Annotated in this window: 13 protein-coding genes and 1 tRNA gene; 5 read left to right on the forward strand and 9 right to left on the reverse strand. The window is 67.5% G+C overall.

What is annotated here, in order from left to right:
• Position 1: 1 nt before the first annotated feature.
• From urtB to hemN, 6 genes are all read right to left on the reverse strand, one after another.
• Positions 2–1,621 (reverse strand): urea ABC transporter permease subunit UrtB, encoded by a 1,620-nt coding sequence (urtB, locus tag SY91_RS06725; protein ID WP_023475250.1) that lies wholly within the window; start codon positions 1,619–1,621, stop codon positions 2–4.
• A gap of 148 nt (positions 1,622–1,769) precedes the next feature.
• Positions 1,770–3,077 carry an urea ABC transporter substrate-binding protein gene (urtA, locus tag SY91_RS06730; protein WP_011544779.1) on the reverse strand — a complete coding sequence of 436 codons (1,308 nt, stop codon included), beginning with the start codon at positions 3,075–3,077 and terminating at the stop codon, positions 1,770–1,772.
• 344 nt (positions 3,078–3,421) lie between these two features.
• Positions 3,422–3,745, reverse strand: a complete 324-nt coding sequence (locus SY91_RS06735) for a rhodanese-like domain-containing protein (protein WP_023475248.1) — start codon at positions 3,743–3,745, stop codon at positions 3,422–3,424.
• A 14-nt stretch (positions 3,746–3,759) separates the two neighbouring features.
• Complete coding sequence (locus tag SY91_RS06740) at positions 3,760–4,416, reverse strand: protein-L-isoaspartate O-methyltransferase family protein (RefSeq protein WP_023475247.1); 657 nt, start codon at positions 4,414–4,416, stop codon at positions 3,760–3,762.
• 104 nt (positions 4,417–4,520) lie between these two features.
• Positions 4,521–4,778, reverse strand: a complete 258-nt coding sequence (locus SY91_RS06745) for a hypothetical protein (RefSeq protein ID WP_006476690.1) — start codon at positions 4,776–4,778, stop codon at positions 4,521–4,523.
• Positions 4,779–4,872: 94 nt separating this feature from the next.
• Positions 4,873–6,264, reverse strand: coding sequence for an oxygen-independent coproporphyrinogen III oxidase (gene hemN / locus SY91_RS06750; RefSeq protein ID WP_023475246.1), 1,392 nt, complete (start codon positions 6,262–6,264; stop codon positions 4,873–4,875).
• Positions 6,265–6,437: 173 nt separating this feature from the next.
• On the opposite strand from hemN, the gene SY91_RS06755 reads away from it, so the two are divergent.
• The 3 genes from SY91_RS06755 to SY91_RS06765 all read left to right on the forward strand — a co-directional run bounded on the left by SY91_RS06755 (position 6,438) and on the right by SY91_RS06765 (position 8,243).
• Entirely contained in the window at positions 6,438–6,755 is a 318-nt protein-coding gene (locus tag SY91_RS06755) for a YkgJ family cysteine cluster protein (RefSeq protein WP_043886886.1), read from the forward strand.
• Positions 6,752–7,333, forward strand: a complete 582-nt coding sequence (locus SY91_RS06760) for a DUF1439 domain-containing protein (RefSeq protein WP_023475244.1) — start codon at positions 6,752–6,754, stop codon at positions 7,331–7,333. The genes SY91_RS06755 and SY91_RS06760 overlap by 4 nt, the downstream gene beginning before the upstream one ends.
• 79 nt (positions 7,334–7,412) lie before the next feature.
• Complete coding sequence (locus SY91_RS06765) at positions 7,413–8,243, forward strand: undecaprenyl-diphosphate phosphatase (RefSeq protein WP_023475243.1); 831 nt, start codon at positions 7,413–7,415, stop codon at positions 8,241–8,243.
• 97 nt (positions 8,244–8,340) lie between these two features.
• On the opposite strand, the gene trmB is transcribed toward SY91_RS06765, so the two are convergent.
• Entirely contained in the window at positions 8,341–9,117 is a 777-nt protein-coding gene (trmB, locus tag SY91_RS06770; protein ID WP_043886834.1) for a tRNA (guanosine(46)-N7)-methyltransferase TrmB, read from the reverse strand.
• A gap of 131 nt (positions 9,118–9,248) precedes the next feature.
• Positions 9,249–9,323, reverse strand: a tRNA-Gly gene (locus SY91_RS06775).
• A 302-nt stretch (positions 9,324–9,625) separates the two neighbouring features.
• Here SY91_RS06775 and SY91_RS06780 point away from each other — a divergent pair.
• Complete coding sequence (locus SY91_RS06780; RefSeq protein WP_006496617.1) at positions 9,626–9,970, forward strand: cupin domain-containing protein; 345 nt, start codon at positions 9,626–9,628, stop codon at positions 9,968–9,970.
• Between the two features lie 313 nt (positions 9,971–10,283).
• On the forward strand, positions 10,284–11,450 hold the full coding sequence (locus SY91_RS06785) for an enolase C-terminal domain-like protein (protein WP_023475241.1): 1,167 nt from the start codon (positions 10,284–10,286) through the stop codon (positions 11,448–11,450).
• A 3-nt stretch (positions 11,451–11,453) separates the two neighbouring features.
• Here SY91_RS06785 and SY91_RS06790 read toward each other — a convergent pair whose 3' ends face one another.
• Positions 11,454–12,080: a LysE/ArgO family amino acid transporter gene (locus SY91_RS06790; RefSeq protein ID WP_023475240.1), complete on the reverse strand. Its 627-nt coding sequence runs from the start codon at positions 12,078–12,080 to the stop codon at positions 11,454–11,456.
• Between the last annotated feature and the right edge of the window lie 33 nt (positions 12,081–12,113).

A 12,113-nucleotide genomic window follows, 5' to 3' on the forward strand; every position in this document is an offset into this window, starting at 1 on the left:
GTCAAGCCTCCGCGCTGCGGCCCTTCGGGGCGAACATCCCCTGCGGGCGTTTCTGGATGAACAGCACGATCATCACGAGCACCGCGATCTTCGCGAGCACGGCGCCCCAGAACGGTTCGATCGCCTTGCTCGCGAGGCCGAGCCCGAAGCCGCCGAGCACCGTGCCGGCGATCTGGCCGACGCCGCCGAGCACGACGGCCATGAACGAATCGATGATGTAGTTCTGGCCGAGATCGGGGCCCACGTTGCCGATCTGCGACAGCGCGCAGCCGCCGAGGCCCGCGATGCCCGCGCCGAATGCGAACGCATACGCGTCGACGCGGGCGGTCTTCACGCCGACGCAGGCGGCCATCCGGCGGTTCTGCGTGACCGCACGCACGAACAGGCCGAGCCGCGTCTTCGTCAGCACGGCCCATGCGACGAACACCACCGCGAGCGCGAACGCGAGGATCGCGAGCCGGTTGTACGGCAGGATCAGGTTCTGCATCACCGTCACGCCGCCGCTCATCCACGACGGGTTCACGACCTGCACGTTCTGCGCGCCGAACAGCATGCGGGTGGCCTGGATCAGGATCAGGCTCACGCCGAAGGTCGCGAGCAGCGTTTCGAGCGGGCGGCCGTACAGGTGCCGCAGCACGAGCCGTTCGAGCACGATGCCGACGAGCGCGGCCACCGCGAACGACACCGGCACGGCGACGAGCGGATACCAGTCGAATGCGCCGGGCGCGTAGCGCTGGATCAGCGTCTGCACGACATAGGTTGCGTACGCACCGATCATCAGGAATTCGCCGTGCGCCATGTTGATCACGCCGATCAGCCCGTACGTGATCGCGAGGCCGAGCGCGGCGAGCAGCAGCACGCTGCCGAGCGACAGGCCCGCGAACAACGTGCCGACGATTTCGCCGCGACGCTGCAGCGCGTGCAACGTATCGAGCCCGTGTTGCGCGGCGTCGCGCACGCGCGCGTCGGGTTCCGCGTAGCTGCCGTCCGCGTTCTTCGCGACGAGCGGGCGGAGTTGTTCGATCATGTCGAGGTCGCTGCGGGCAGCCACCACCTGCACGGCTTCGAGACGCTTCGCCGGATCGGAATCGTGCAGCGCGGCGATCGCCCACAGCGCATCGAGGCGGCGTTTCAGCGCCGGATCGGTTTCCTTTGCACGCGCTCGGTCGATCATCGGCTTGAGCGCCGGGTCGGGCGACTTCAGCAGCGCGTCGATCGCGTCGCGCCGCGCGGCCACGTCGGGCGACGCGAGCGCGAGGCCCGACAGCGCGCCGGCGATCTTCGTGCGCAGCAGGTTGTTCAGCATCACCGGCTGCGCGTCGCCGGCCGGCGTCGCGGCCTGCGTGAGCGCGTCGTGCGCGGTGTCGCCGGACTGGATCAGCAGGTGGCCGTCGCCGGTCGCGAGCGCATCGCCGCTCGACAGCGCGTTGAGCACCGCGACGGCGCGCGGATCGGTGTCGGCGGCGAGCCGTTCGATCGCGGCCGTCTTCGCGTCGAAGTCGTCGCCGGCGAGCGCGGCGGTGTCGACCGCCGTCAGCGCGAACGCGGCGTGCGGCAGCAGGCCCGCGAGGGCGGCGTATGCCACGATCGCGCGGGCGGCTCGGCGAAAGCGTGTAGGCATCGGGGAATCCTGTCGGGCGTGGGGAAGGGGAGCGGTGCGGCGTGGCGCCGGCGCGGGCGATGGGTCACGGCAAGCGCGGCCGGCACATCGGCAGCGGGCGGGCGTGCGTGCGGCACGTCGCACACGAAGCGCGACGTGCCGCACGGCGTCAGGCCAGCGCCGCGCGCTGCCGGCGCAGGAACGCCGGAATCGAGCTGACGACGTCCGGCTTGCCCTGGTTGCCCGCGATGAACGGGCTCCACGGCTGCGCACGCACGGCCGTCTTGGTCTTCCACACGACGTTGAACTGCCCGTCGCCGCGGATCTCGCCGATCATCACCGGCTTGTGCAGGTGATGGTTGCCGTCCATCGCGAGCGTGAAGCCCGACGGTGCGGCCACCGTCTGGCCGATCATCGCGACGCGCACCTTGTCGACGTCGGTGCTCTTCGCCTTCTCGACGGCCTGCTTCCACATGTGGATGCCGACGTAGGTCGCTTCCATCGGATCGTTGGTCACGCGCTTTGCGCCGCCCGGCAGGTTGTTCGCCTTCACCCACGCGGCGAACTGGTCCTTGAACTTCGTATTGGTCGGGTTCTTCACCGACATGAAGTAATTCCACGCGGCGAGGTGGCCGACGAGCGGCTTCGTATCGATGCCGCGCAGCTCTTCCTCGCCGACCGAGAACGCGACGACCGGCACGTCGGTCGCCTTGATCCCCTGGTTGCCGAGCTCCTTGTAGAACGGCACGTTCGAGTCGCCGTTGATCGTCGAGACCACGGTCGTCTTGCCGCCCTGCGAGAAGGTCTTGATGTTCGCGACGATGGTCTGGTAATCGCTGTGGCCGAACGGCGTGTAGACCTCCTGAATGTCGGCGTCCTTCACGCCCTTCGATTTCAGGAACGCGCGCAGGATCTTGTTGGTCGTGCGCGGATACACGTAGTCGGTGCCGAGCAGGAAGAAGCGTTTCGCGCCGCCGCCTTCCGCGCTCATCAGGTACTCGACGGCCGGAATCGCCTGCTGGTTCGGCGCGGCGCCCGTGTAGAACACGTTTCGCGACATTTCCTCGCCTTCATACTGCACCGGGTAGTAGAGCAGCCCGTTCAGCTCCTCGAACACCGGCAGCACGGACTTGCGCGACACCGACGTCCAGCAGCCGAACACGCACGCGACCTTGTCCTGCGTGAGCAGCTGGCGCGCCTTCTCGGCGAACAGCGGCCAGTTCGACGCGGGATCGACCACTACCGGTTCGATCTTGCGGCCCAGCACGCCGCCGCTCTTGTTGATGTCGGCGATCGTCATCAGCGCGGTGTCCTTCAGCGACGTCTCCGAGATCGCCATCGTGCCCGACAGCGAATGCAGGACGCCGACCTTGATCGGGCCGGTGCCCGCGTCGGCCGCGTGCGCGAACGGGCTCTTGCCCGCCAGCGCGAGCGCGCCGGCCATCGAACCGAACTTCAACAGACTGCGACGTTTCATCGAGATCCCCTTGTCGTGTTGGATGCGCGTGCGCCCTGGCGGCGCCGGCCATCGTGTAACGCAAGGCATGTGCCAGTCGCGCGGATGCACGCCCGGCGTGCCTGCGCGGGCCATCGTCGGGCATCGGGGCGGTGCGGATGACGCGTCGTGCAGCATGCGCGGTCCGTTGCGGTGCAGATGCACGGGCGCAAATGGTGCACGACGGCGCTGCGGCGTCGAAACGCAGGGAAAGCGGGGAGGAAAAGAGAAACGGGCGCGCGGTGCGCGCCCGTTCGGCGGATCGGTGCGACCGGCGGCAGTGCCGGGCGGCGCGGCGACGCATGATGTGCCGCCGGAAGGAGCGATCAGTAGCGCGGCACGGACGGATCGACGTCGCGCGACCACGCGTCGATGCCGCCCTGCAGGTTGTACAGCTTCGTGAAGCCGCGCGATTCGAGGAACATCGCGACCTGCGCGCTGCGCATCCCGTGATGGCACACGCAGACGATTTCCGCTTCGTCGTTGAGCTCTTCGCTGCGCGCGGGAATCTGCTGCATCGGAATCGCCACGCTGCCGGCGATCTGCGCGGTCGCGATTTCCCACGGCTCGCGCACGTCGAGGACGACCGGCGCGGGGCGCGCCGTGTCGCCGAGCCATTCCGCGAGCATCGCGGGCGTCAGGATCTGCATGGAGGCTCCGCCGCTCAGAACTTGAAGCGCGACGGCTCGATCGCGTTGACCAAGTGGTCGATGTACGTTTCGAACACGTCGGCGACGCGGTACTGCTTGTCGTCGATGCGGGTGATGATCTGCGCCTTCATCACCGGACGGCCGCCGACGAACGCCGACAGGCGGCCGCCGACCTTCAGCTGCTCCAGCATTTCCTGCGGCACGACCGGCAGGCCGCCCGCTACGCAGATCACGTCGTACGGCGCCTTCGCGGCCCAGCCGCGCGAACCGTCGCCGAGCACGACTTCGGCGTTGGTCACGCCGTCGTTGCGCAGGTTGTCTTCCGCGAACTTCGCGATCGTCGGATCGATCTCGACGGCCGTCACGTGCTGCGCGCGATGCGCGAACAGCGCGGCCAGGTAGCCCGAGCCCGCGCCGATCAAGAGCACGTTTTCGTGCTTCTTGACCGTCAGTTCCTGCAGCACGCGTGCTTCGACGCGCGGGAACAGCATCTTGCTGGCGCCGCCGGGCAGCGGCAGTTCGAGATCGGCGAACGCGAGATCGCGGTATTCGGCCGGCACGTAGTTTTCACGCTTGACGATCGACAGCAGGCCCAGGACATCCAGATCCAGCACGTCCCACGGACGGATCTGCTGTTCGATCATGTTGAAACGCGCGTTTTCGATATTCATGGTGTGGTCACGCAGCCTGGTGGGCCATCAGCGGGGATAGAGAAACTTCGTGATTGTACCAAACGGCACGGCCGCGAAGCCTTCAGGCGGCCTGCAACAGACCTTTACCCCTTGCTCTTCTTGATCTGCGCCTCGAACGCAAGGTCGAGCTTGCTCGCCTTGCGCGGCTTTTTGGGGCCGAATTCGTCGACGAACTTGACGAATTCGTCGAGCGGCAGCGGCTCGCAGCGCTTCTCGGCGGTGCCGCCCGAGCGGTCGACGAGATAGAACAGGCCGCCCGCCATCGCGACGGCCGCGAAGTGCGGGTTGCCGGAGCGGGTCTTCAGGCGTTCGACCGCGTGGGTCGCTTTGGTGGTGCGCATCTTGGGGGCTGGCGAAGCGGATGTAAGCCTCACACTCTATCAAACCGGCCGACCGCGTGCGGCCCGCGACCGCCCGTTGCCGTGCGAACCGGCCTCAAACCGTGCGCGAGTAGCGCTGCCGCGGCGTCTGGCCGAGGTACGCGTCGAACGCCATCGCGATGTTGCGCACGACCATCCGGCCGGCCGGATGGATCGTCAGCCGGTCGCCTGCGATCGTCAGCAGCCCGTCGCGCTCGAACGGGCGCAGCGCATCGAGCTCGCGCGCGAAATGATCGACGAAGCGGATGCCGTGCGCGGCCTCGACATGCGAGAACGGCAGGGCGAGGTTGCACATCAGTTGCGTGATCACGTCGCGGCGCAGCCGGTCGTCCGGCGTCAGCCGTACGCCGCGCGCGATCGGCAGCCGGCCCGCGTCGAGCGCGGCGCCGTACGCGGGCAGGTCCTTCGCGTTCTGCGCGTAGACGTCGCCGACCTTGCCGATCGACGACACGCCGAAGCCGAGCAGGTCGGTATCCGCGCGCGTGCTGTAGCCCTGGAAATTGCGCTGCAGCGTGCCGTTGCGCTGCGCACGCACCAGCTCGTCGGACGGCCGCGCGAAGTGGTCCATCCCGATGTACACGTAGCCGGCCGACGTCAGCATGTCGATCGCGAGGCCGAGCAGTGCGATGCGCGTTTCCGGCGGCGGCAGTGCCGCATCGTCGATCTGCCGCTGCATCTTGAACAGGTGCGGCATGTGCGCGTAGCCGAACACCGACAGGCGGTCCGGCGCGAGTTCGATGATCGTCTCGAGCGTGCGCGCGAACACCGCGACCGTCTGGTGCGGCAGCCCGTAGATCAGGTCGACGCTCACCGAATGGAAGCCGGTCGCGCGTGCGGCGGCGAGCAGGTCGGCCGTCATCGCGCGCGGCTGGATGCGGTTGATTGCCTGCTGCACGACCGGGTCGAAATCCTGCACACCGAGGCTCAGCCGGTTGAAGCCGATCGTGCGCAGGTGGACGAGCGTCGCCGGCGTGACCGTGCGCGGGTCGATCTCGATCGAGAACTCGGCGTCGGTGTCCGGCGCGAGCGCGAAATGCTCGCGCGTGGCCGCCATCAGCTCGGCCGTTTCGGCGTCGGACAGGAAGGTCGGCGTGCCGCCGCCCCAGTGCAGTTGCGTGACGGGGCGGGACGGATCGAACAGCGCGGCCTGCAGCGCCATCTCGCGCTTGAGCTGGTCGAGATACGGGCGCGCGCGGCGGCGGTTGTTGGTCGCGATCTTGTTGCAGCCGCAGTAGAAGCACGCGGTGTTGCAGAACGGGATGTGGAAGTACAGCGACAGGTCGCTCGACGACGCGCCGGGGTCGCCCGCCGCGCGGACGTAGTCGGCCGGATCGAAATCGTCGCGGAATTGCAGCGCGGTCGGGTACGACGTATAGCGCGGCCCGTTCGCGCCGTATTTCGTGAGCAAATCGGGACGGAACATCGTGTCGGCAGAACCAGAATGCATGACGGTCTCGCGCTTTTTTAGATGCTTTCGAGTATATGAACGCGCGATCGGGCCGCATTGTGTAATAACGTCGCAGCCGGCGATGGCACAATGCGGGGTGGGGCTGCCGGACGCCGCGTCCGGTTGCCGCACCGTTTTTCGTTGTTCGTCGAGAGAGCCGAGTGTCCGTCGAAATGCCTGTCCGCCCGGTGCCCGCCGAAGCCCTGCCGCCGCACGCGTGCCGCGAGGGCTGCGGCGCGTGCTGCATCGCCCCGTCGATTTCCAGCCCGATTCCGGGCATGCCCGACGGCAAGCCGGCCGGCGTGCGCTGCGTGCAGCTCGGCGACGACCTGCGCTGCATGATCTTCGGCCGGCCCGAGCGCCCCGCGTGCTGCTCCGGGCTGCAGCCGTCCGCCGACCTGTGCGGCGCGTCGCGCGACGACGCGCTCGCGTGGCTCACGCGCCTCGAGGCCGCGACGCGGCCGGCGCATCCAGGAGAGAAATCAGCATGATCGTCCCTCGCGCGCCCGGCCGGCGCCGTTTTCTCGCTGCCGCTGTCGGCGCCGTCGGCGTGTGCGTATCGCTTGCCGCGTGCGCGTCGACGTTCCCGTTCATCCCCGATCACTACACGTTCTCGCGCGGCGACGTGCAGAAGGCCGTCGCGCGCAAGTTCCCGTACCAGAAGACGGTCGCGCAGGTCGTCGACGTGTCGCTCGCGAACCCGGCCGTCAACCTGCTGCCCGACCAGAACCGCGTGGCCGTGCAGCTCGACGCGAATTTCGCGAGCCCGTTCCTGCGCGGTCCTGTCAGCGGCAAGTTCACCGTGTCGGGCCAGCTCGCGTACGACGCGCCGAGCCGCTCGGTCGTGCTGAAGGCGCCGGCCGTCGACAGCCTCGTGCTCGACGGCGACGCGCAGATGTACGCGCAGCAGGTCGGCGCTGCCGCCGGCCTGCTCGCGACGCAGTTGCTGACCAACTACCCGATCTACACGTTCAAGCCGGAACAACTGCAATTTGCCGGGGTGAACTACGAACCCGGTACAATTACGATCCTTACAAACGGCATACGCGTGGCGATCGTCGAAAAGTGACGACGGCGCGCGCACGGCCGGGCGGGCCGCGCGCGCAAGAGTGGCCTTTTCTTTCGACCATTTCGGAGTTGGGCCACGGATGGACTGGATCCTGATCTGCAAGGCATTGATCCTCGGCGTCGTCGAGGGGCTGACGGAATTCCTGCCGGTGTCGAGCACCGGTCACCTGATCGTCGCGGGCAGCTTCCTGAATTTCAACGATTCGCACGCGAAGACGTTCGACGTCGTGATCCAGTTCGGCGCGATCCTCGCGGTCTGCTGGGAATACCGGCAACGGATCGTGTCCGTCGTGTCCGGGCTGCCGAGCCGGACCGATGCGCAACGCTTCACGCTGAACGTCGTGATCGCGACGATTCCCGCGATCGCGCTCGGCCTCCTGTTCGAGAAGAAGATCAAGGCCGTGCTGTTTTCGCCGGTACCCGTCGCCTTCGCGCTCGTCGTGGGCGGCGCGATCATCCTGTGGGCCGAGGCGCGGCAGCGCGAATGCAGCGAGCCGCCGCGCGTGATGTCGGTCGATGCGCTGACGCCGCTCGACGCGCTCAAGGTCGGGATCGCGCAGTGCTTCGCGCTGGTGCCCGGCATGTCGCGCTCGGGCTCGACGATCATCGGCGGGATGCTGTTCGGGCTCGACCGCCGCGTGGCCACCGAATTCTCGTTCTTTCTCGCGATTCCGATCATCTTCGGCGCGACGCTCTATGAAACCGTGAAGGACTGGCAGGCGTTCACCGTCGATTCGCTCGGGCTGTTCGCGCTCGGGCTCGTTGCCGCGTTCGTCAGTGCGTTCGTGTGCGTGCGCTGGCTGCTGCGCTATGTCGCGACGCACGATTTCACGGTGTTCGCGTGGTATCGGATCGCGTTCGGGTTGTTCGTGTTGCTGGTGGGTTACAGCGGGTGGCTGAACTGGGCGTGAGGTTGGCGAGCGGTCGATGCGCCGCTCCATGAAAAAAGCCCGACCGGCGTGAGATGCCGGTCGGGCTTTCTTTATTCTGCGCGGAGCGGGGGCGCGCTTAGTCTGCTCGCTTGCGGAACACCAGGTCCCACACGCCGTGGCCGAGCCGCAGCCCGCGCCGTTCGAATTTCGTCACCGGGCGGTAGTCGGGGCGCGGTGCGTAATCGGCGGCCGTGTTTTCGAGCGTCGGTTCCGCGCCGAGCACTTCCAGCATCTGCTCCGCGTAGTTCTGCCAGTCGGTCGCGCAGTGCAGGTACGCGCCGGGCTTCAGGCGCGACGCGAGATGCGCGACGAGCGGCGGCTGGATCAGCCGGCGCTTGTGGTGACGCGCCTTGTGCCACGGATCGGGGAAGAAGATATGCACGCCGTCGAGGCTTGCCGGCGCGATCATGTGCTCGAGCACCTCGACCGCGTCGTGCTGGATGATGCGGATGTTCGACAGACTCTGCTCGCCGATCAGCTTCAGCAGCGCGCCGACGCCCGGCTCGTGCACCTCGACGCCGAGGAAGTCGTCGCCCGGGCGGTGCGCGGCGATTTCCGCGGTCGACGCGCCCATCCCGAAACCGATCTCGAGGATGCGCGGCGCGCTGCGGCCGAAGATCGCGTCCCAGTCGGGCATTTCCGGCGCAAACGGAACCACGAAGCGCGGGCCGAACTCGTCGAGCGCGCGGCGCTGGCCGGTCGACACGCGGCCGGCGCGCGTCACGAAGCTGCGGATGCGGCGGTGGTGCAGCGGGTTGACTTCGTCGGCGCCTTCGGCAGCTTGGTCGGCTTCGTCGGGAATGGCGTCGTCGTGCGGCGGCAGGCCGGCTTCGTTCGGATCGTCGTGCATCATCGGTACAGAGAAAGGCTCGGTTCGGGCGAGGACCCGTTGCGCAGCAGTGCTGCCGGGCGATTCGGCGCATGGTACAAAAAAGCCGCCTTCGACGAGGCGGCTCATGCGCAGGCTGTTGTGCAGCCGGAAAGTGGAGCGGGCGATGGGAATCGAACCCACGTCATCAGCTTGGGAAGCTGAGGTAATGGCCATTATACGACGCCCGCAGAACGGGTGATTGTACAGGGTTTGGTCGTGATGTTACAAGTGATGCGTTGGAGCAGCCGGCAAACCGGCTTCGCGCTCGGGGTGCACGCACCCGCGCGATGCGCCGGCTACGCGCCAGCAAGTCGGCAGTAACAAGAGCGGCGCTGCGGTGCCGAGGCCCGACTACAAACGCGATGGCGGCGCGCTTACACGCCCGCCCATGTCGAAAATAGACGAGTCGGCGTCGGAAGCATACAAGCCCGGGCAAGGCTTTCGAACTAACGTGACAGACCTCTCACACGATCGTCAGTCTGGAGCCGACATGTCCGATTTCATCACCGTTCTGCGCAAAACCTGCCCGACGCCTGTCCTTGACGCGACCAAGTGGAAGCGCATTGGCGGCGATCCGCACACCGTGAACCTCAACGCGTACGTCTCGAAGGACGGCAGCAAGATCATGGGTACCTGGATCTGCACGCCGGGCAAGTTCGAGGTGAACTACGAAAAATGGGAGTACTGCCACTTCCTCGATGGCTACTGCATCATCACGCCGGAAGGCGAGGAGCCGCAGCACTTGAAAGCTGGCGACGTGTTCGTGATCGAACCCGGCATGAAGGGCACGTGGGAAGTGGTGGAGACGGTGCGCAAGTACTTCGTCTTTGCCTGACGGGTCGGTCGATTCGATCCAAGGCACGCATACCGTTATCGCTCCACATCCGGTTCACGAAGTCGGGGGCAAACGGAGATTCCGCGAGGTTCGGAAACAGCGCGCCGAGCGTAGTTACACGCTCGACGCGCTCGGCTATCCGACCGCCACCACGAAGAATGCGACGCGTGGTTGCCCAGCCACGACGCGATAACGCTCGCCGCCGGCTCTGCACGCCGTCACGCAAACCCCTAAGATGCAGCGATCCGCCCACCGTTTCCGCTGCAGCGCACGAACCTCCCGCCTGCGCCGCACGCCCCTCCGGAGCCCGACCATGCGTATCACCGCGGTCCACGAACGCGCGATTCCCGTATCCCGCTATGCCGATCCGGCGATTGCATCCGGCGGCCTGACCACGAGCGTCGTTGCGGTCGTCACTGACGTCGTGCGCGACGGCCGCCCGGTGACGGGCTACGGCTACGCGTCGATTGGCCGCTTCGCGCAGGGCGGCCTGATCCGCGAACGGTTCGCGCCGCGTCTGCTCGCCGCCGCCGACACGCTCGCCGACGAAGCCGGCACGAACCTCGATCCGTTCCGCGCCTGGCGCGCGATGATGGCCGGCGAGAAGCCGGGCGGGCACGGCGAACGCTGCGTCGCGGTCGGCACGCTTGACATGGCGATCTGGGACGCCGCCGCGAAGATCGCCGACCTGCCGCTGCATCGCTTTCTCGCCGAGCGCCTCCAACGCACGGCAGCACCACGCGTGCGCGTGTACGCGGGCGGCGGCTACCGCTATCCGCATGACGATCTCGCACGCCTGTCGGACGAGATGCGCCGGATCGTCGATCTCGGCTACACGTACGCGAAGATCAAGATCGGCGGTGCGGATTTCGAGCAGGACCGGCGCCGCATCGAAGCCGCTGCCGCACAGCTCGCAGGCCCTTCGCATCTCGCGGTCGACGCGATGAACACGTACGACGCGACGACCGTCGACCGGGCCGTCGACATGCTCGCGCCGTTCGATCTGTGGTGGTTCGAGGACATCTGCGATCCGCTCGACCTGCCGCTCCAGGCAGACGTCGCCGCGCGGTACGCACCGCCAATCGCGGCAGGCGAAGCGCTGTTCTCGCTCGCGGAGGCGAAGCTGCTCGACCGCTACGGCGGCTTGCGTGCCGACCGCGACGTGCTGGTGTTCGATCCCGTGCACAGCTACGGGCTGCCGGGCTATCTGCAGATCGTCGATCACTTCGTGTCGCGCGGCTGGCGGCGCGACGCGTTCTGGCCGCACGGCGGCCATCTGTTCTCGTTGCATGTCGTCGCGGCGCTCGGGCTCGGCGGCGCGGAAGTCAGCCCGTTCGCATTCGAACCCTTCAGCGGACTCGCCGATGGCGAAATCGTCGACGCAGGATACGCGCGCGTGCCGCAGGCGCCGGGTATCGGGTTCGAGCTGCATGCCCACGCGCACGACGCGTTCCGCGCGATATCGGTATCGGGCCGCTGACGCCTAAAGCGCGTCGATCGCGAAACGCACCGCGAAGCCGAGCATCATCACCGCGACGAAGCCGTCAAGCACGCGCCACGCGAGCGTACGGGCGAACCACGCAGGGCACGCGCGTGCGCCATAGACGAGCATCAGGAACCACGCCAGCGACGCAGTCATCGCGCCGATCGCAAACGGCGCGCGGGCAGACGGCGGGTGGCTCACGATCACGGTCCCGAGCAGCAGCACCGTATCGATCCATGCATACGGATTGAGCAGCGAAACCGCGGCGGTCGCGAGCAGCGTGCGCGACCGCGTGGGTTCGCTAGCGACGCGTGAGCCATCTACATGCTCAGGCTCCCGTCCGACGATCGCCGAGCGCAGCGCGAGCAGGCCGTGGCCCGCGAGATACGCGATACCGGCCCACAGCGCGGCCGCCACCACGGCGGCATGGCGCGACAGCAATGCCGACAGCCCGTGCGCGCCGAGCACGATCAGCAATGCGTCACTGCCCGCGCAGACGACGGCGATGGAGAGCAGGTGAGGGCTCGAAATCGAGCGCTTGATGACGAAGGCGTCCTTGGGACCGACCGACGTGAACAGGCCGGCGCCAAGCAGCAGGCCTTCGAGGAAGGCGGAGGTGTCGAGCACGAGCGAGCCGACAACCTCTTAAGCTGAACCGGT

The organism is Burkholderia cenocepacia, assembly GCF_014211915.1.
Classification (GTDB): Bacteria; Pseudomonadota; Gammaproteobacteria; order Burkholderiales; family Burkholderiaceae; genus Burkholderia; species Burkholderia orbicola.

Excerpts from the sequence above, each read along its gene's own strand:
- urtB (WP_023475250.1), bottom strand. The coding sequence starts at position 1,621 with ATGCCTACACGCTTTCGCCGAGCCGCCCGCGCGATCGTGGCATACGCC.
- urtA (WP_011544779.1), bottom strand. The coding sequence starts at position 3,077 with ATGAAACGTCGCAGTCTGTTGAAGTTCGGTTCGATGGCCGGCGCGCTC.
- SY91_RS06735 (WP_023475248.1), bottom strand. The coding sequence starts at position 3,745 with ATGCAGATCCTGACGCCCGCGATGCTCGCGGAATGGCTCGGCGACACG.
- SY91_RS06740 (WP_023475247.1), bottom strand. The coding sequence starts at position 4,416 with ATGAATATCGAAAACGCGCGTTTCAACATGATCGAACAGCAGATCCGT.
- SY91_RS06745 (WP_006476690.1), bottom strand. The coding sequence starts at position 4,778 with ATGCGCACCACCAAAGCGACCCACGCGGTCGAACGCCTGAAGACCCGC.
- hemN (WP_023475246.1), bottom strand. The coding sequence starts at position 6,264 with ATGCATTCTGGTTCTGCCGACACGATGTTCCGTCCCGATTTGCTCACG.
- SY91_RS06755 (WP_043886886.1), top strand. The coding sequence starts at position 6,438 with ATGCCTGTCCGCCCGGTGCCCGCCGAAGCCCTGCCGCCGCACGCGTGC.
- SY91_RS06760 (WP_023475244.1), top strand. The coding sequence starts at position 6,752 with ATGATCGTCCCTCGCGCGCCCGGCCGGCGCCGTTTTCTCGCTGCCGCT.
- SY91_RS06765 (WP_023475243.1), top strand. The coding sequence starts at position 7,413 with ATGGACTGGATCCTGATCTGCAAGGCATTGATCCTCGGCGTCGTCGAG.
- trmB (WP_043886834.1), bottom strand. The coding sequence starts at position 9,117 with ATGATGCACGACGATCCGAACGAAGCCGGCCTGCCGCCGCACGACGAC.
- SY91_RS06780 (WP_006496617.1), top strand. The coding sequence starts at position 9,626 with ATGTCCGATTTCATCACCGTTCTGCGCAAAACCTGCCCGACGCCTGTC.
- SY91_RS06785 (WP_023475241.1), top strand. The coding sequence starts at position 10,284 with ATGCGTATCACCGCGGTCCACGAACGCGCGATTCCCGTATCCCGCTAT.